Annotated in this window: 22 protein-coding genes; 12 read left to right on the top strand and 10 right to left on the bottom strand. The window is 56.5% G+C overall.

Going from position 1 to position 16,268, the window contains the following annotated elements; translation table 11 throughout:
• Positions 1-15: 15 nt before the first annotated feature.
• Genes ACR0IK_RS16355 through ACR0IK_RS16345 form a run of 3 tightly spaced genes read right to left on the bottom strand, consistent with a single transcriptional unit; the run spans position 16 to position 1,187 of the window.
• Entirely contained in the window at positions 16-405 is a 390-nt protein-coding gene (locus tag ACR0IK_RS16355; RefSeq protein WP_480642270.1) for a c-type cytochrome, read from the bottom strand.
• Positions 402-734 carry a thiosulfate oxidation carrier complex protein SoxZ gene (gene soxZ / locus ACR0IK_RS16350; protein ID WP_480594690.1) on the bottom strand — a complete coding sequence of 111 codons (333 nt, stop codon included), beginning with the start codon at positions 732-734 and terminating at the stop codon, positions 402-404. The genes ACR0IK_RS16355 and soxZ overlap by 4 nt, the downstream gene beginning before the upstream one ends.
• A 15-nt stretch (positions 735-749) precedes the next feature.
• Positions 750-1,187 carry a thiosulfate oxidation carrier protein SoxY gene (locus ACR0IK_RS16345; RefSeq protein ID WP_480642269.1) on the bottom strand — a complete coding sequence of 146 codons (438 nt, stop codon included), beginning with the start codon at positions 1,185-1,187 and terminating at the stop codon, positions 750-752.
• A 180-nt stretch (positions 1,188-1,367) separates the two neighbouring features.
• On the opposite strand from ACR0IK_RS16345, the gene ACR0IK_RS16340 reads away from it, so the two are divergent.
• From ACR0IK_RS16340 to pqqE, 9 genes are all read left to right on the top strand, one after another.
• Complete coding sequence (locus ACR0IK_RS16340; RefSeq protein ID WP_480642268.1) at positions 1,368-2,114, top strand: ABC transporter ATP-binding protein; 747 nt, start codon at positions 1,368-1,370, stop codon at positions 2,112-2,114.
• Entirely contained in the window at positions 2,111-2,902 is a 792-nt protein-coding gene (locus ACR0IK_RS16335; RefSeq protein WP_480642266.1) for an ABC transporter permease, read from the top strand. Before ACR0IK_RS16340 ends, ACR0IK_RS16335 begins: the two co-directional genes overlap by 4 nt.
• Positions 2,899-4,500 carry a sensor histidine kinase gene (locus ACR0IK_RS16330; RefSeq protein ID WP_480642265.1) on the top strand — a complete coding sequence of 534 codons (1,602 nt, stop codon included), beginning with the start codon at positions 2,899-2,901 and terminating at the stop codon, positions 4,498-4,500. Before ACR0IK_RS16335 ends, ACR0IK_RS16330 begins: the two co-directional genes overlap by 4 nt.
• Positions 4,501-4,509: 9 nt before the next feature.
• The gene (locus ACR0IK_RS16325) at positions 4,510-5,193 is read left to right on the top strand and encodes a response regulator transcription factor (protein ID WP_480642264.1); all 684 of its coding nucleotides are present in this window, start codon (positions 4,510-4,512) and stop codon (positions 5,191-5,193) included.
• Positions 5,194-5,294: 101 nt separating this feature from the next.
• Positions 5,295-5,396, top strand: coding sequence for a pyrroloquinoline quinone precursor peptide PqqA (gene pqqA / locus ACR0IK_RS16320; protein WP_085823998.1), 102 nt, complete (start codon positions 5,295-5,297; stop codon positions 5,394-5,396).
• Positions 5,397-5,419: 23 nt separating this feature from the next.
• Positions 5,420-6,316: a pyrroloquinoline quinone biosynthesis protein PqqB gene (gene pqqB / locus ACR0IK_RS16315; protein ID WP_480642263.1), complete on the top strand. Its 897-nt coding sequence runs from the start codon at positions 5,420-5,422 to the stop codon at positions 6,314-6,316.
• The gene (pqqC, locus tag ACR0IK_RS16310; protein ID WP_480642262.1) at positions 6,313-7,062 is read left to right on the top strand and encodes a pyrroloquinoline-quinone synthase PqqC; all 750 of its coding nucleotides are present in this window, start codon (positions 6,313-6,315) and stop codon (positions 7,060-7,062) included. The genes pqqB and pqqC overlap by 4 nt, the downstream gene beginning before the upstream one ends.
• A complete protein-coding gene (gene pqqD / locus ACR0IK_RS16305) occupies positions 7,062-7,334 on the top strand; it encodes a pyrroloquinoline quinone biosynthesis peptide chaperone PqqD (RefSeq protein WP_480594696.1) in 273 nt (90 codons plus the stop codon). Before pqqC ends, pqqD begins: the two co-directional genes overlap by 1 nt.
• Entirely contained in the window at positions 7,334-8,446 is a 1,113-nt protein-coding gene (gene pqqE, locus ACR0IK_RS16300; RefSeq protein ID WP_480642260.1) for a pyrroloquinoline quinone biosynthesis protein PqqE, read from the top strand. Before pqqD ends, pqqE begins: the two co-directional genes overlap by 1 nt.
• Positions 8,447-8,449: 3 nt before the next feature.
• Here pqqE and ACR0IK_RS16295 read toward each other — a convergent pair whose 3' ends face one another.
• Genes ACR0IK_RS16295 through ACR0IK_RS16265 form a run of 7 tightly spaced genes read right to left on the bottom strand, consistent with a single transcriptional unit; the run spans position 8,450 to position 13,661 of the window.
• Positions 8,450-9,046 carry an ABC transporter ATP-binding protein gene (locus ACR0IK_RS16295; RefSeq protein WP_480642258.1) on the bottom strand — a complete coding sequence of 199 codons (597 nt, stop codon included), beginning with the start codon at positions 9,044-9,046 and terminating at the stop codon, positions 8,450-8,452.
• Positions 9,043-9,792, bottom strand: a complete 750-nt coding sequence (locus ACR0IK_RS16290) for an ABC transporter permease (RefSeq protein WP_480642256.1) — start codon at positions 9,790-9,792, stop codon at positions 9,043-9,045. The genes ACR0IK_RS16295 and ACR0IK_RS16290 overlap by 4 nt, the downstream gene beginning before the upstream one ends.
• 6 nt (positions 9,793-9,798) lie before the next feature.
• Positions 9,799-10,764, bottom strand: coding sequence for an ABC transporter substrate-binding protein (locus ACR0IK_RS16285; RefSeq protein ID WP_480594679.1), 966 nt, complete (start codon positions 10,762-10,764; stop codon positions 9,799-9,801).
• A 19-nt stretch (positions 10,765-10,783) separates the two neighbouring features.
• Positions 10,784-11,032 (bottom strand): PepSY domain-containing protein, encoded by a 249-nt coding sequence (locus ACR0IK_RS16280; RefSeq protein ID WP_480642255.1) that lies wholly within the window; start codon positions 11,030-11,032, stop codon positions 10,784-10,786.
• A 15-nt stretch (positions 11,033-11,047) separates the two neighbouring features.
• Positions 11,048-11,485, bottom strand: coding sequence for a cupredoxin domain-containing protein (locus ACR0IK_RS16275; RefSeq protein ID WP_480594677.1), 438 nt, complete (start codon positions 11,483-11,485; stop codon positions 11,048-11,050).
• Positions 11,486-11,504: 19 nt separating this feature from the next.
• Positions 11,505-12,476: a YVTN family beta-propeller repeat protein gene (locus ACR0IK_RS16270; protein WP_480594676.1), complete on the bottom strand. Its 972-nt coding sequence runs from the start codon at positions 12,474-12,476 to the stop codon at positions 11,505-11,507.
• 12 nt (positions 12,477-12,488) lie between these two features.
• The gene (locus ACR0IK_RS16265; protein WP_480642315.1) at positions 12,489-13,661 is read right to left on the bottom strand and encodes an ABC transporter substrate-binding protein; all 1,173 of its coding nucleotides are present in this window, start codon (positions 13,659-13,661) and stop codon (positions 12,489-12,491) included.
• 321 nt (positions 13,662-13,982) lie between these two features.
• Between ACR0IK_RS16265 and ACR0IK_RS16260 the strand changes: the two genes are divergently transcribed.
• From ACR0IK_RS16260 to ACR0IK_RS16250, 3 genes are read left to right on the top strand one after another with little or no spacing between them, the layout of a single operon-like run.
• Complete coding sequence (locus ACR0IK_RS16260; RefSeq protein WP_480642254.1) at positions 13,983-14,522, top strand: SRPBCC family protein; 540 nt, start codon at positions 13,983-13,985, stop codon at positions 14,520-14,522.
• Between the two features lie 10 nt (positions 14,523-14,532).
• The gene (locus ACR0IK_RS16255; protein WP_480642252.1) at positions 14,533-15,453 is read left to right on the top strand and encodes a beta-propeller fold lactonase family protein; all 921 of its coding nucleotides are present in this window, start codon (positions 14,533-14,535) and stop codon (positions 15,451-15,453) included.
• Complete coding sequence (locus ACR0IK_RS16250) at positions 15,450-16,268, top strand: quinoprotein dehydrogenase-associated SoxYZ-like carrier (protein ID WP_480642250.1); 819 nt, start codon at positions 15,450-15,452, stop codon at positions 16,266-16,268. Before ACR0IK_RS16255 ends, ACR0IK_RS16250 begins: the two co-directional genes overlap by 4 nt.

Here is a 16,268-nt window from a genome sequence, read left to right as displayed (position 1 = left end):
TCCCTGCGGCTCTTGTCACTTCAGCGCGTTAAAGTATGCCGCCAACGCTGCTATTTCTTCATCCTTCAGACGCCCGGCCATCATCTGCATGATCGGATGTTCACGCTGTTTGCTCTTATACGCCAGCATCGCATCCACGAAGACGTTGGGATCAAGACCGACAATCTGTGGAATACTGTCCGTCTCGGCATTGACCTGATGACAGGTCACACATTCCGCAGACAGATATGCACCTAGTTCGACATCTCCGTCTTCCTCCTCTGCCTTTGCCTCGGCGATGGACAAAACGCCAAAACAGGCGCAGGTGGCGAGGATGGCCTTCCTCATCATTGTTCCACAGTTTTTCAACGCCCAAAGCTTGCGAATTCCGCGCGTGATCAGAACCACCACTTTCGCCAGCATCATGATACGACCGAGATCGCGCGGCTGTCGGTGTAGATTGCACCGTCATCGTCAAACCAACTGAAGGTAAAAACACCCGGACCCGGGACAATTGCCTGAAACTCGAAAAATGGGTTGGTCGAAATACCGGGGCCGATGTCGAGGTCGACAACTATCTCTCCTTCGAACTCACACAGAAAGCGATGAATGATCGACCGCCGAGTGGGCTGGCCATCTGAATCAAGGCGATGACCGGATTCCATGCGGTGGGTGATCAGGGTCTTGATCGTGACCACGTCACCAGCGCGGGCCTGTTTGGGCAACTTGACGCGGGTTTTGACACCTGTGGCCATGTCACATCTCCTCTGTCATGCGCAACCGCCCACAACGACCGAGACCGCCCGTGTACCACGGCGAACACTGCGGTCTGGCAGACGCGCGAGGGCCAAAACCTCTTGGGATTGTCCCAGACGCATGCGCGTTGAAATGGCGTGCGCGCCAGCCAAAGGCCCGAACCGAGCCCTGAGAACCGGCAAAACCGGATTGCCGGGCGCGATCAACATGACTTCCTCTGCAGAGACAGCGTTAATGGTCACCGGCACGCGATAGCCATCTTCGGCAATGGCTTCCATATCAATGGAAACGCCGCTGTCCTCAATCAGTGCTTCACCAGCAAAACCAGCGATCAATTCTTCCAGCGTCGCGACGTTCGGCAAAGCCACCAAATCCTGCGCGCGCGCAGGCAAGGCAAGGCACATCAAAGCCCAAAGGCTCACCTGTAGTGCATCGCGCCGATCTAAGGACATTGCGGTCCTTTCTCATTGGTCTGACGCCGATATTACCTGCGCCATCACTGTTCGGATACATAACATATCCGTGAACCTTCACATACTTAAGTCGCGGTCGGGCCCCAGACAGGAAGGTTGAGAAACGCGACCCGACATTGCAAGCTGCGGTCAAGCCCCATGGTTCGGGACGGAGGAAGAATGTCAAATACGCGGCACTCGGCAAAAGCCAATCCCGGTCTCGCCGTACGCGAGTTGAGTTTTTATTATGGTGCCAAAGCAGCTTTGGATGCTGTCTCTTTCGAGGTATCAGCAGGAACTTTCTGCGGGCTGCTCGGCCCGAATGGGGCCGGAAAATCGACGCTGGTGTCCTTGCTGACGCGGTTGCTTGTGGCGCCGGATGGTAAAATCAGTGTTGCGGGTCACAATCTGCGCCAAGCCCCCCGCAAAGCGCTAGCTAAGCTCGGCGTGGTCTTTCAACAACCAACCCTGGATCTGGGTTTGACGGTGCGCCAGAACATGACTTATTTCGCCGCCTTGCACGGGTTGCAGCGATCGGAGGTTCCTGCCCGTATCGACACAGCACTGGATCGGTTAAACATGCGGGAACGTGCCGGGGAGCGCGTGCGTGACCTGAATGGCGGTCATCGCCGCCGCATGGAGTTGGCGCGTGCTCTGTTGCATGACCCTACAGTGCTGTTGTTGGACGAGCCAACTGTCGGGCTCGATGCCGCGGCAAGGCAGGCGATAACTGACCATGTGCACGATCTGGCGGCACAGGGACTGTGTGTTCTCTGGGCCACCCACCTGACAGATGAAGTGCGCGACGATGACCAGTTGTTAGTGCTGCATCGAGGTCAGATTCTGGCTCGCGGCCAGACAGGCGACCTGCGAGGTGATCAAACGCTGTCCGATTGGTTCCTGTCGCAAACCGAGGTCCCGGCATGAGCGGATTCTGGGGTGTTGCACGCGCCATCATCGGGCGCGAGTTTCTGCGTTTCATCCATCAACGCGAACGGTTTCTTGCGGCTTTGGTCCGTCCTATGGTGTGGCTATTGATTTTCGCGGCAGGGTTTCGGGCGGCCCTCGGCCTGTCGATCATCCCACCCTATCAGACCTACATCACATATGAGACCTACATCGTTCCGGGCCTCTGTGCGATGGTTCTGCTGTTTAACGGGATGCAAAGCTCGCTCAGCCTTGTCTACGACCGCGAGATGGGCTCGATGCGCCTGTTGCTGACCAGTTCGTTCCCGCGCTGGTGGCTGTTGTTCTGCCGCCTGCTGGGATCAACGGCAATATCCATTATGCAGGTCTACACATTTCTGATGCTGGCTGCGCTGTTCGGAATTGTCCTGCCACTCCCCGGCTACGTAGCGGTTTTGCCGGGATTGGTTTTGGGTGGCCTTATGTTGGGAGCGCTGGGTCTGGTGTTGTCCAGTTTCATCAAACAACTGGAAAATTTCGCCGGGGTCATGAACTTTGTCATCTTCCCGATGTTCTTCCTGTCCTCGGCCCTCTACCCCTTGTGGAGAATGGCCGAAAGCTCCCCTTTGCTGCGCGATATCTGCGCCTTCAATCCGTTTACGCATGTGGTCGAATTGATCCGGTTTCTGTTTTACCTGCAGATCAACTGGGGGTCTCTGTTGTGGGTTCTGGCGTCAACTGTTGTTCTGTGCACGATTGCCGTATGGGGATATGATCCGGCCCGTGGTCTGATGAAGCGGAAAGCATGACGACCAAACCCGAAACCACCAAACGCAGCCTGCTTTTGAAAACCCGTTTAGGCCTCGGTGCGGTTGTGCTTGGATCCGGAACCCTGTTGACGGCGGCTATCCTCTATTTCGGTATGCAAACCGTCGCCAGCCGCCTGGAAACGGCGCTTGCTTCGGAAACCCGGATGGCACGCTATGCCGCTTTGTCGACCCAAGCCGCCACCTTTCTGGTGATCGCAACGGAATCGATCCAGACCGGCCAATCCGCCGAAACCCGACTGGATCGCCTTGCCCCAATTCGGGACCAGATCGGGACAACCTTTCTGCAACTTCGCTCTGATGTGGAAGAGGCCGTTGCCGCCGTTCAGTCGCTCGGGCTGGACGAGCAGTCCCGGTACGGCACCCAATCCCTTGGTCTGGCCAGAATGGAGGCGCTGCTAGCCAACACGCTGGACGGGCTTGCTGATACAGAAGCCGATCAGGCACGGCTGCGCGCCCATATCGAATCGTTTGCTTCGGCATTTGATCCCTTGCTCAGTCAGGCCGTGAATACCGAGGTTCTGTTTCGAAATTCCATTTTAGCCGGGATCGAAATGACGCGTTTGACGCTGACTTGGCTGGCATTGGCACTTGCACTATTCGCTTTGCTCAGCACGGCGTGGTTTTACTTTGGGCTGGTGCGACCACAATTCTCTCGTCTGGACCGGCTGCGCAACGCGGCAGTTCAGGTTGGCAAATCCGAGTTTGCTATTTCGCTGCCAGAAACCCGCAACGATGAGATCGGCCAATTGTATGGCGAGACCAATCGAATGGCGGGTGCATTGAAAAAACGCCAAGAGGAGGTTGATGCAGAATGGGCCGGATTGAACGAGACGATTGCTAAACGCACGCGGGAACTTCGTGCGGCAAACGATACCTTGTCCAAGATTGACGAGAATCGCCGCCGCTTTTTTGCTGATATCAGCCACGAGTTACGCACACCGCTGACGGTTATCATGATGGAATCGCAAATTGGCCAACGGGATAGTCAAACCGCGCCAGAGACTTTGGCGACGATCGAGTCTAGCGCAGCAAAACTGAACCAGCGCATTGACGATTTGCTGCGTGTCGCGCGATCTGAAACCGGGGAACTGGCTTTGGAACTGCGAAATGTTGCGCTGCGCACGTTGATGCAAACCGTTGCGCGTGACATTAAGCCTGAAATCGACAGCGCCAGCATGCATCTTGAAGTGGGCGAATTCCCGAATTGTACCTTGCATTGCGACCCGAACTGGATGCGTCAGGTCTTGCTTAGTCTTTTGCGCAATGCGATCCGGCACGCACGCGATGGCAAAGCGCTGTCGCTTTCGGGTCAATCAGAAGGTGGGATTGTTCATATACAGCTAACCGACAACGGTCCGGGAATTCCCGAGGGCGCGCAAAGTCAGATTTTTGAACGGTTTGTTCAGGGCGGGGCGGCGAACAGTCAGGGATTTGGCGTCGGGCTGGCTTTGGCCAGATGGGTCGTCGAGGCACATGAAGGATCGATCTCGATAACCAGCCCGGTCTTAAGTGATCGCGCTCTGGGTGCGAATGCCGGTACAAATGTCTGCATTCGATTGCCGTTGTCAGAGGCTTAGAATGATCCCATGGCCTCGAAACTGTTGATCATAGACGATGACCCGAAAATCACCTCGGCCCTTGTCCGGGGGCTGTCACTACACGGCTACTCGGCCGAAGCAGAGAACCGCGCCGATCAAGGGTTGGCGCAGTTGAAAAGCGGTGCATTCTCAGGTGCAATTGTTGATGTCATGCTGGGCGCCGACAGCGGTATCGAACTGGTCCGGTCTGCGCGCGAAGCTGGTGTCGCGATCCCTATACTGATGCTGTCGGCCCTCTCAGACGTCGACCACCGCGCGGCCGGGCTGGAAGCCGGAGCCGACGACTATGTCGTGAAGCCCTTCAGCTTTGACGAACTTGTTGCCCGGTTGCAGGTACAGGAACAACGCGTGCTTTCGCAACGTCCCGATCCCGCGCGGATATCAACACAGGACAGAACCCTCACCACCCGAGAAACACGCATTACGCTGACAGAACGCGAATTCGATCTGCTCGTGCTGCTCAACAGCAAAGCGGGAACGCCCATCTCACGCGGGGAACTGTTTGATACGCTCTGGTCGCAGGAGGGATCCAGTAACGAAAATGTGGTCGATGTCTACATTGGGTATCTGCGCAAGAAGCTGGGATCCGGTGATTTTGGATTTGAAATCATAACGATTCGCAATCAGGGCTTTTGCCTTCAAGGGGTGGCTCCATTGTCGGATGACACCTGAGTACCGACCAAAGTCTAAATCCTTCTTATGAATTAAGAGTCGCACGGGCGCATGAGACCTGCCACATTGATCCCTAGCACATCTTAAAGGAGGACCCCGATATGGCTTGGAGCAAACCTGTTATCCGCGAAATCGAGTGCGGTATGGAAATCAACATGTATGGCCCCGATCATGATGATGAGCGTGGCGGCGGCTTGATCTGATCAGACGCAAGCGCCAACATTAGATGACGTTGCGCGCGATAATACTTGGGGCCGCTGCTGGCGGCGGCCTTCCGCAATGGAACTGCGGATGTGAAAACTGCAATCTGGCACGACGCGGAGAAATTCCTGCGCAAACGCAGTCGTCGCTCGCCGTGTCCCCCGATGGCCAAAACTGGGCTGTCCTGAACGCTTCTCCGGATATTCGAACGCAGCTGGGCAATACGCCCCTCCTGTTTCCCACAGGGTTGCGAGAGTTGCCGGTTCAATCGGTGCTGGTGACAAACGGGGATATCGACCATGTCGCGGGCTTGCTCACGTTACGCGAGATGCAGCCATTCACGCTGTTTGCCACCAATAGCATTCATGGCGTCATTGGAGAAAACCCAATTTTTGATGCCTTGAATGCCTCTATTGTGAAACGCATGCCGATTTCGCTGAATGAGCCCTTTGAACTTGTTCCAAACCTAACGGCGACCTTGTTTCCAGTGCCCGGCAAGGTGCCTCTGTATCTGGAAGGGGACCATGTTCAAACCGATCTGGTGGGTGAACAAACTGTGGGTGTGGCGCTTCGTACGCAAGGAAAGACAGCCTATTATATCCCGGGCTGTGCTGCTTTGACGCCCGAGTTGCGCGCTCAGCTTGAAGGTGCCGACCTCTTGTTTTTTGACGGCACGCTCTGGCAGGATGATGAGATGGTGCGCGCAGGGCTGGGGCAGAAAACGGGTAAGCGTATGGGGCATATGTCGATGGACGGCCCCGACGGCTCGATCGCCGGGTTCGCTGATATGCAGATCGGACGGAAAGTCTTTGTTCACATGAACAACACCAATCCGGTTCTGCGCCCCAACAGTGCCGAGAAAGCTCGGGCGCAGGCCAAGGGTTGGACGATAGGTGAGGATGGAATGGAGATCACGCTATGACCCAAAGCCGCGAAGATTTCGAAGCCCGGCTGCGCCAGATCGGAGCCGAGCGCTATCACGACCTTCATCCTTTTCATCATCGCCTGCACAGCGGCCAATGCACCTCCGACGAAGTCCGCGCCTGGGTGATCAACCGCTACTACTATCAGCATTCCATCCCGATGAAGGACGCCGCCTTCATGTCGCGCGTTGAAGATCCGGCCCTACGTCGCGCCTGGCGGTCGCGGATCGAAGATCATGACGGTACAGAAGAGAACGAAGGTGGCATCCGGCGCTGGTTGCGACTGGCCGAAGCGGTCGGTCTGGATCCGGACTACGTCGCCTCATGTGACGGCGTATTGCCTGCCACCAAGTTTGCGGTGGACGCTTATGTGCGATACGTCCGCGAAAAAACACTGCTAGAGGCGGTTGCGGCCTCACTCACTGAGCTATTTGCACCCAAGATTCATGCCAACAGGATCGAAGGTCTGCTTCAGCACTACGATTTTGCGGATGACAGCTCACTTGCCTATTTCCGCAACCGCCTGAAAGAAGCCCCCAAGGATGTGGCCTTTGGTCTGGCGTGGGTATTGGATCATGCCGACACCGCAGAAAAACAGGAAGCGGCGTCCAAAGCGCTGATATTCAAGACTGATGTCCTCTGGTCGCAGTTGGATGCCTTGTGGGGTGCCTATGTTGAGCCCGCCCGCATTCCTCCGGGTGCCTGGAAACCGGACACTGGTCTGCTGATGCGGCGGGCATCATGATGCTGGCGCAGGAGGTCCCCTCGCTCCCGCGCGGTGTCCGTATCCATTTCGATTCCGTACGGGAAAAATGGGTGCTGTTGGCGCCTGAACGGGCCGTAACGCTGGATCAGATCGGGCAAGCGATCTTGCACGAAGTCGACGGCCAGCGCAGCTTTGGACAGATCACGGCAATTTTGTCCAAAAAATACAGCGCCCCGGAAGAGCAGATCGCCGAAGACAGTTCAGGTTTTCTGGATGCCCTGCGGGCGCGGCGTTTTCTGGATGTGATTTGATGCAGACAAAGACCCCACCACCCATCGCCATGTTGGCCGAGCTGACGCATCGTTGCCCATTGTCCTGTCCTTATTGCTCCAACCCGGTCGAAATGGCGAAGCTCGACAGCGAGTTGGATACCGAGACCTGGGCTCGCGTTTTCCAAGAGGCTGCCGCGCTTGGAGTCTTACAACTGCATTTGTCAGGCGGCGAACCCGCATCCCGCCGGGATCTGGTCGCGTTAGTCAAAGCCGCGCGCGTAGCCGGGTTATACACCAACCTGATCACTTCGGCGATCGGCCTGTCCGAACGACGCCTGAACGACTTGGATGAGGCTGGTCTGGACCATATACAGTTGTCTCTTCAAGGCACCGATGCAGCGATGGCGGATAAAGTGGGCGGGTACCGGGGTGGGTTTGACCGTAAGATGAAAACGGTCGAATGGATCAATCAAATTGGGTTCCCGCTGACCCTGAACTTTGTCCTGCACCGCCACAACGCGCACCAACTGCCACGGGCGCTGGAACTGGCACAGGAAATGGGCGCTCGGCGGATCGAAGTTGCAACGGTGCAATTCCACGGCTGGGCATTGAAGAACCGGGATGCTTTGATGCCCACGCGGGAACAGGCGCAGCAGGTGACGAAACAGGTGGCCGAAGCGCGAAAAGCACTCAAAGGGCAGTTGGTCATCGACTATGTCCCGGCGGATTATCATGATGACTATCCCAAACGATGTATGGGCGGTTGGGGCACCACCGGGCTGAACGTGGCACCTGACGGTCAGGTTCTGCCCTGCCATGCGGCACAGTCCATTCCGCATCTGACATTTGATCGGATACAGGAAAAACCGCTTGCGGACATCTGGTACAATAGTCGTGCATTCAATGCTTACCGCGGAACCGACTGGATGTCGGACCCCTGCAAAACATGCGAACGGAAAACCATAGATTTCGGAGGCTGCCGCTGTCAGGCCATGGCCATTATCGGAGACGCAAGCGCCACCGATCCGGTGTGCATCAAATCGCCCCATCATCAGGCTTTGCAGGATCAGGCAAACGAACATGCAGCCAAAGCGGAAGCGCCCTTTGTCTATCGCGTCTCACCCGGGGCAGCAACTGAACCTGCGGAGTAATTCCTACCCCAAAACAGCACCGTTTTGCCCGGATATCAGGTTGAGTATCCGGTCGGAAAGTCGTTGCGCTTCGGATTTGGAATGGGTCACAAACAGGGTGGCTGGGCCATGCTGCGCGATCAGACCCTCGGTTAGAGTCAGCATCGTCTCGGATGTTTCGGCGTCCAGAGAAACAAAGGGCTCGTCCATAATCAGAAACTCGGGCTGCCCGGCAAAGGCGCGCGCCAGCGATAACCGACGCTGCTGACCCAACGACAATTGCCCGGGAAACAAGTCCCCCTTTCCCTCCAATCCAACGTCGGACAGAGCGACTTCAGCATCGGCGCGGGACAAGCCCGGGTGGATCAGGATCAGATTATCAAAAGCAGAACGCCAGGGCAGCAAAGTGGGTTCCTGAAACACAATCGCCAGCCGATCCGGCCGCACGATCTGGCCGTCAAAGTCAGGATCGATACCGGCTACCAATCGCAGTAGCGTTGTCTTTCCGATACCCGATGGCCCGGTCAGCGCGACCGTTTCCCCTGCAGCGACATCAAAAGAAATGGGACCTAAGACAACATCATTACCAAAGCGTTTCTGCCGGATGTCGATGCGTATCATGCGGCTCTCCACCGTCGAGCCTTGCGCTCCCATGGCTGCAAAACCAACCATTCGACGACCAGCATGACCGCAATGAATGAAAACGCATAGACCAGCACCATAGCCACATCAAACAGTTGAAAATACAAGTGGATTTGAAAACCGACGCCAGATGAGCGCCCAAGAAACTCGACCACAAGCACGATCTTCCAGATCAGGGAAAGCCCGGACCGCGCAGCAGCCGCAATAAACGGGGCAATCTGCGGCAGGATCACATGACGCAGTCGTGTTTGCCTCGGCAATCGGTAGACTTGGGCCATTGCGTCTAAGTCCGGACTTAACGCTCTGCCCCCCTCGCGAAGGATCGTCGCAACATTAGGAATTTTGTTCAAGGTTACGGCCGTAATCGCCGCCACCTCGGTCAATCCGATCCAGAGATAGCACAGCACGATCAGCACCAAGGCCGGCAAATTCAGGAAGATGACCAGCCACGGGTCGAGCCAGCGGTTCAGCGCCTCTGAACGCCCCATGGCCAGCCCAATAGCCGTTCCCAAGGTCATCGCCAACGCAAAGGCCCAGATCACTCGCAACAAAGTCGCACCAAGGCTTCGCAGCAATTCCCCCGAGACCAGTTCCTTCTGAAACCGGGGGATCAGATCCCAGGGCTGCGGCAGAATCTGCGGGTCTGCGGTCAGAAAGGCCGCAACAATCCAAAACGCCACAAGGCCCGCGATGGACATAAGCGGCGTGAGGCGTGTGTCTTGCATCAAATCCTATTCCACGTCAGCAAACAGACCTTGTGGCACTTTTGTTGCTTCACCGACCAGCTCGGCTCCACCCAATTCGGTCATCAGTTCCAGCATCTTGTTGGCGGCATCCGCGTCAACAGGGCTGCGATCAGGAATTCCTGCGATCCAATCGGCTTTGAGCTGTTCAAACTGCGTGTCGGATTTCGCGTTCATACGAGGGCGGATCGCCTCCCATGCAGCAGGAGAATTGGCCAGCAGGTCCTTGGCGTCGCGGCTGGCGGCGAACAGGTTTTGCGCAAGGTCCGGGTTTTCGTTTAGAAAGCGCTCCTTCAGGTAATAGCCCAACAGTGGCGTGTTTAAGTCGAGGCCAAGCGCCTGCCCGGCATCTTCGACCGAAATCAGCTCTTTCATGCCCGACGCTTTCATCTTGGCCAGAAAGTGCCAGAAATTGATCGCCCCCGCGTAATCTCCTCCAAGAGCGGATTTGAAGATCAGTGGCGGAGCGCCGAATACCTGCTCGGTGTCGGCTTTCAGATCCATGCCATATTCCTGCGCTGCATAGGCACGCAGGATCAGCCAGGATTTGTCCAGCGGTCCACCGGCAATGCCTATCTTGCCACCTGCCAAATCCTTCAAACTGGTCGCAGGGCTGTCAGCGGGCACAACCACCCCTCCGACAGCTTTGGAATAAGGGATAAAGACATAGTCTTTCCCAGCAGCCCTTTGACGCGCCACCCAAATCCAGTCAGCGACGGCCAGATCAGCTTCGTCACCTTCGACCGCGATGCGGGTTGCGCCATTGTCGGCAAAAGGCTGAACATCAAGAATGAAGCCATGTTTCCTGTCCAGACCGTTCTGGCGAATGGTCTCCAATTCCCAATTCACCGTCCCGATCTTGAGTACCGCGGCGCGAATGGTTGGTAGGGTATCGGCGTCCAGAGCGCCCGCCGTGAAGACCAGCGCAAGGCAGGCGGCAAATAGTTTGATCATGACTTCATCCCTTCACCCGCTACTCCGCCTTTCTGCTGACTTCATTCAGATCTTTATCCAGCTTGATGTCGAACTGGTTGCCACCCTTACAGATGACGTCGTCCAGATCATAACCGTCGTCTTCAGCTTCGATGTCATCCGGATCCATCTGACATTCGATGGACGCAAGATAGGCTTCGATCTTTTCGACAATTGCCGCATCAATATCGTCGGCGAATGCTGGTGCCGCTATTAGTCCGGCAATCAACAAAACTCCCGCCTTTCTCATCATGCTATCCTTTCTCTATTGAATACTGACTGTGATACGTTGCGAGTCACCTGTAGAACCGGGGATGCGAATTTCATGGCTGCCGGGTTTGATTGCGATAAACGACAGCTCCGCTACGCCAGCCTTGTCGAACTCGATGCTGTCCACCGCCATCGGGCGGATTTCGATCTTGTTGATCACGATCTCATTCATCCAGATAGCGCGAAAGAAAGATGGCCCCTCGATCGCCAATTCCGCGGAACCATCGGCGGTAATCTCAAGCTTGTAATACGCGCCGGATTGCAGAACCACGTCCTCACCCAGCGGTTGCCCCGAAGCGAGCGTCAGCTTGATGGTGTCACCTCGGTTGCATTTCGCCAGAAGACCGGCAAATCCCAGATCATCACAGAGCGGGGCCGCCGAAACTGGCCCGCCTAACGTTGCAACCATCGCGGCAATCATGAGTTTTTTCATTCACGTCCCTCCCAGAACTTCAGTCAATGGTCACCACGCCCCAGGGCTGTTGTCCGACCTGTACCGATTTTATGGCTTTCTCTGCAGCCACATCGATGACCGTGATGTCGTTTGAGTTACCATTTGTGGTCAGCAGGTATTTCTCATCCGGCGTGAAATCGAGCTGCCAGACCCGCTGCCCAACTAGGATGTAATCCAAAACCTCAAGGCTTTGTGCGTCAACGACGGCAACACGGTTTGCAGGCCCCAGAGCAACAAACAGGCGTTTGCCATCCGAGGTTACCTTCGCTCCGACGGGCTGCAACCATTCCGGTTGCACCCCGGGCACCTCGAAGCTGATTTTGCCAACAACTGTGGGCGTTCCGTCCTCGGCTATATCCATAACCGAGACTGTCCCACCGATTTCCGAGGTCACAAACAGGCGATTGCCATCGGCGGTATATTGGGCATAACGCGGGCGCTGATCGACCAGGACGTTGTGCTTGATGGTGTAATCCTCAGTGGAAATGAAATGCGCCATATTGGTGGTCTCAGAGGTGTTGACCACAAATTTGCCGTCCGGGCTCATCCCCATGCCTTCGGGTTCGACGCCGACCGGCACCTCGGCCAGAATTGTACGGGTTTCAGTATCAGTGACCGTAACCAGATTGTCGTCCTCATTGGCGATGTATAGCCGTTTACCCGAGGGTTCCAGGATGAAAAGCTCAGGGTCGGGGCCCGAGGGCAAGCTGGGCAGTTCCTCATAGGTCTCGGTATCAAATACTCGGATGATATTGTCATCCGAGGCACAAACATACAGCGTTCCGCCATCCGGGCTGACGGTGATGCCACGCGGGCGGTTGCCGCCGGGAAATTCGGTGATCACCTCCCAGGTTTCGGTATCCACCACGGTGATGGTGTTACCCCGCTCGTTCGAGACAAAGGCCTTGCCCGCCAGCGCAGGACCAGAGGTCAGCGCGGCACAGGCAACGGTCAACAATAGTCGTTTCATCAAGACCTCCGGTTATTCAAATGCCCGACAACTGGATTCCGCCCGATCCAAACCCATTGTATCGAGCGGTGAGATCTGGTGCAGGAACCCCTCCTGCGGGCTGACACTGACGGTGATCGACCCGTCATACAGAAGGATCGGCTGGCGCAGTTGCCCGTTCCAATCGCGGAACGTCACTTTCTGTCCTTTGAAGGCGGCAAGTTCGAACTGGTCCGACAAGGCATAGTCACGCACGCCGTCAGCTTCTGCCGTACTGGCGCGGGTTACCGCCTCGCCAATCACCCGCAGTGCAAGCCAGGTGTTGTAATCCTCAGGTCGAACATAGCGACCCGTCAGTTCCTCGAAACGGGTTTGGAACTGGGTTGCACCCCATGCCTCATGCGCGCCATGAAATGTTGTCGGGCGCAGGCCACCCGATCCCATCACCGGGCGCGGGGTCCAAAGGTGGTAAGACAGGTAACGCCCGAAGTAATCGGTTTCGTCTGCAGCGATCACCACATCATGATCTCGCACATCTTGTGTATCCAGCGGCAATTGGCGCTGAACCAGCACATGGCCGGAATCCGTCCGCCGAGAGCCTCCGGTATCCGCAAAAGTCCGATCCTCTGCAATCTTCGCGCCAAACTTGGTAGCCGCGCGGCGATAGGCATCAGCCAATTTGATATCTTCAGGGTTTGAACCGGCCAGCAAGAACCAATCATCCCACTTCTTCCAGACCGCAAACTGCGCCACTGCATCAGCTGTCATGGCACGGGACGGAGCAATATGCAGCAGGTTGCCGCGGCAATTTGCATCCCGCAATTCGGTATCCGATGCCGACGCATTGAAAACCAGTACCCCAGCCTCCGCCGCCTTGTCCGCCAGGCGCAAAACGTCGGGGGCCTCGGCCAGAAGAACGATCAGGCGCACACCGTCTGATAGGATCTGGTCCATTGCAGCGTCGGCCTCTTCTGGTGAAACCGCAACGGTTGCAGTCTCGTAAGTATGTCCCAGAAATCCGCCGGTCGTGCTGTTATCTTCATCCCCGAGCGCGGCACCGGCAAAGCCCAGATCAGCCGGCTTTAGATCATATCGCGAGATCGGCAAAAGCGACGGGTAGTCGATCCGTAGCACCGCAGCTTTCACATCGATCGCCGCCGCAGTCACCGCAGACACACACCAGAACAGCGCCGCAAGCAGCGGCAGCACGCGAATAATCAAGATGCCCTCCCGTTGCCCGAGTGATCAGGCTGGCTCATCAAGGGCGAAACGCCCTAAGAACGGAACCGATACTTTTGGCCATGTTGTAAAACAAAGCGTATCAGCTTCATGATTAAGCTCGATTCTTATTTTATAAGAATGCCCGTATGCGGTTGATCTTGCTATGGTTTCCCACGACCCCCTACGGTTTCGCAGGGGGTCGTAGAGGGAGACCTGTTTAGCGTGATTGCACGTCAGTTTTGACCGGGAACACGCGGTCGAGAGGCCGTGCCAAATACCGCCAAGCGCATTCAGGGAGGAAACTGGATGAACCGACGAACGCTTCTTGCGACAACCGCTGCGTTACTGGTTCCGGGCATGGTCTGGGCCCACGGGCCGACCCGGCAGAAAGTCACGCTGACCGCCGAAGTCGCGGCCTCGCCCGAAGAGGTTTGGGCTGTTGTCGGGAACTTTGATGACATGTCATGGCATCCCGCCGTGTATGCGACCGAAGGCAAAGGCGGCAACGAGATCGACGCGACCCGGTTGCTAACACTCGGTCAGGAAGATGGGCCGACGATTGACGAGATTCTGTATAAATACAGCGACGAAAAGATGAGCTATTCCTACCGGATCACCGAGGTCGCGATTGAGGTGCTGCCTGTTACCAATTACTCATCGCACCTGACGGTAAAACCGCGCGACGGGGGCGGTTCGATCATCGAATGGCGCGGGGCCTTTTATCGCGGTTATCCAAACAACGATCCACCAGCCGAACTGAATGACGAAGCCGCCATCGCCGCCGTGACAGGGGTGTATCAGGCCGGCCTCGATGCGTTGATCGAGCGTTTTGGTGCGGCAAGCTAGCCGATCCGTGATGTTGCTTACGGTGCTCTCTGGCAGCCCGGTGCCGGCAGAGACGGCGTTCATCACTTGCCAAAACGGTGAGGAACTCAGTCGCATTGACCTTTCCGAAATGCAGGAAACGGCCCGCTGGCCGCTGCCGGGCATGCCTGCGGGCGTGGCCGTAGGTTTGGACGGTACGCTGTTCGCCGTGTCCCCGGATAGTAAAACGGTGCGGCGTTTGTCTGCAGAAACGGGTGAGGCGATAGCGCAGGTTATGCTCGATGGTGGTCCCATCGGAATCGCGCTAGACCCTGCACGCGGGCGGGTATTTGTATCTGATTGGTTCAACTCTCGTCTTTGGGTTCTGGACAGCGAAAGTCTGGAGGTTCTGACAGAACTGCCAACAGGCACTGCCCCGGCCGGGATCGCGATTTCACCCGATGGACGTTTTCTGGCATCGGCTGACAAGGACTCCAATCAGGTTTCGGTTTTCGATGCAGAGACTCTACGAACACTTCACATCATAACCGTTGGCACCCGCCCCTTCGGATTGCGCTTTGCCCCTGATGGGCGGCTTTTTGTCGGCAATGTCGGCAGCAATGATGTCAGCGTTGTCGATGTCGAATCCGGCGCGGTCATAGCTACGGTCCCCGTTGGCGAACGTCCTTATGGAATAGCCTTTGCCCACGATCGTGCATTCGTCACGAACCAATATGCCAATACGCTCAGCGTTATCACTCTTGAGACGTTGGAGGACGAAGCTCTGCTTGAGGTCGGGGAATACCCGGAGGGCATCGACGCAACAACCGGCGAGGATCTGGTGGTCGTTGCAAACTGGTTCGACAACACTGTCAGCATCGTGGACCCTAAGTCGCTGTCCGTGGTAGAAACGATAGAAACCTGCGATGGGCCGCGTGCCTTTGGTAGATTTCTGCAAGGAGGAAGACAATGAAGGCTTCTCACCTGATTGCAGCCCTGTTCTGCGTGCTGGTTGCTCCGGCCTGGGCATCGAACGAGGCGTGGGACAATGTCCGCGCGCTTCTCTATGGCGACCGGCCAATGCAGAACGGCGACGCGTTGATCGCGATCGATGCGCCCTATCGCACACCCGATGACACACGGACCGAGCTTGCGGCTCAGGTCGTTGCCCCCAGAGGAACGAATGTAGCGAAAGTGACCTTGGTGTTGGATGAAAACCCGATGCCTGTTTCTGCTGTGTTCGAATTGGAAGAACCGCTACCGAGCTTCTACTTCGATGTGACCATGCGCGTGAACGGCCCGACCCCGATGCATGTCATTGCCGAAACCACGGATGGCCGCCTTTGGGTGTCGGAAACCTTCGTCAAAACTTCGGGCCTTGGGGCCTGCGCCGCACCACCCGGAACTGACCCAAAACTGGCGTTGGAAAACCTCGGAACGATGGAGGCCGAACTTGTCGGTCGTGTACCTGCGCTGGATATGCGTTCACGGTTGTCCAATCTAGGTGCGGATCGCGCCAGCAAGATGGATTTGAACATTGATCATCCGTCGCATTCGGGAATGCAGATGGACCAGATTTCCCTGTTGTTCATACCGATGCGCTACGTGGAAACTGTGGATATTGATCTTGATGGCGCGGGTTATGTTCAGATGACCGGATCGATTTCACTGTCTGAAAACCCGAGGGTTGGCATATCTGTTCCGAGCCGGGCACAAGCAGTTGATGTAACGATGACGGATACAGACGGCACCGTCAGCCATTTGCACAAGAAGCTGGCGGGTTTTTGA

It is taken from the genome of Ruegeria sp. BF7, from assembly GCF_056538605.1.
Note: the sequence above shows the minus strand (reverse complement) of the source record. Positions and strands in the feature narration are given on the sequence as shown.

Bases quoted from the DNA above. Each gene is read 5' to 3' on its own strand.
- ACR0IK_RS16355 (WP_480642270.1), bottom strand. From the start codon at position 405: ATGATGCTGGCGAAAGTGGTGGTTCTGATCACGCGCGGAATTCGCAAG.
- soxZ (WP_480594690.1), bottom strand. From the start codon at position 734: ATGGCCACAGGTGTCAAAACCCGCGTCAAGTTGCCCAAACAGGCCCGC.
- ACR0IK_RS16345 (WP_480642269.1), bottom strand. From the start codon at position 1,187: ATGTCCTTAGATCGGCGCGATGCACTACAGGTGAGCCTTTGGGCTTTG.
- ACR0IK_RS16340 (WP_480642268.1), top strand. From the start codon at position 1,368: ATGTCAAATACGCGGCACTCGGCAAAAGCCAATCCCGGTCTCGCCGTA.
- ACR0IK_RS16335 (WP_480642266.1), top strand. From the start codon at position 2,111: ATGAGCGGATTCTGGGGTGTTGCACGCGCCATCATCGGGCGCGAGTTT.
- ACR0IK_RS16330 (WP_480642265.1), top strand. From the start codon at position 2,899: ATGACGACCAAACCCGAAACCACCAAACGCAGCCTGCTTTTGAAAACC.
- ACR0IK_RS16325 (WP_480642264.1), top strand. From the start codon at position 4,510: ATGGCCTCGAAACTGTTGATCATAGACGATGACCCGAAAATCACCTCG.
- pqqA (WP_085823998.1), top strand. From the start codon at position 5,295: ATGGCTTGGAGCAAACCTGTTATCCGCGAAATCGAGTGCGGTATGGAA.
- pqqB (WP_480642263.1), top strand. From the start codon at position 5,420: ATGACGTTGCGCGCGATAATACTTGGGGCCGCTGCTGGCGGCGGCCTT.
- pqqC (WP_480642262.1), top strand. From the start codon at position 6,313: ATGACCCAAAGCCGCGAAGATTTCGAAGCCCGGCTGCGCCAGATCGGA.
- pqqD (WP_480594696.1), top strand. From the start codon at position 7,062: ATGCTGGCGCAGGAGGTCCCCTCGCTCCCGCGCGGTGTCCGTATCCAT.
- pqqE (WP_480642260.1), top strand. From the start codon at position 7,334: ATGCAGACAAAGACCCCACCACCCATCGCCATGTTGGCCGAGCTGACG.
- ACR0IK_RS16295 (WP_480642258.1), bottom strand. From the start codon at position 9,046: ATGATACGCATCGACATCCGGCAGAAACGCTTTGGTAATGATGTTGTC.
- ACR0IK_RS16290 (WP_480642256.1), bottom strand. From the start codon at position 9,792: ATGCAAGACACACGCCTCACGCCGCTTATGTCCATCGCGGGCCTTGTG.
- ACR0IK_RS16285 (WP_480594679.1), bottom strand. From the start codon at position 10,764: ATGATCAAACTATTTGCCGCCTGCCTTGCGCTGGTCTTCACGGCGGGC.
- ACR0IK_RS16280 (WP_480642255.1), bottom strand. From the start codon at position 11,032: ATGAGAAAGGCGGGAGTTTTGTTGATTGCCGGACTAATAGCGGCACCA.
- ACR0IK_RS16275 (WP_480594677.1), bottom strand. From the start codon at position 11,485: ATGAAAAAACTCATGATTGCCGCGATGGTTGCAACGTTAGGCGGGCCA.
- ACR0IK_RS16270 (WP_480594676.1), bottom strand. From the start codon at position 12,476: ATGAAACGACTATTGTTGACCGTTGCCTGTGCCGCGCTGACCTCTGGT.
- ACR0IK_RS16260 (WP_480642254.1), top strand. From the start codon at position 13,983: ATGAACCGACGAACGCTTCTTGCGACAACCGCTGCGTTACTGGTTCCG.
- ACR0IK_RS16255 (WP_480642252.1), top strand. From the start codon at position 14,533: ATGTTGCTTACGGTGCTCTCTGGCAGCCCGGTGCCGGCAGAGACGGCG.
- ACR0IK_RS16250 (WP_480642250.1), top strand. From the start codon at position 15,450: ATGAAGGCTTCTCACCTGATTGCAGCCCTGTTCTGCGTGCTGGTTGCT.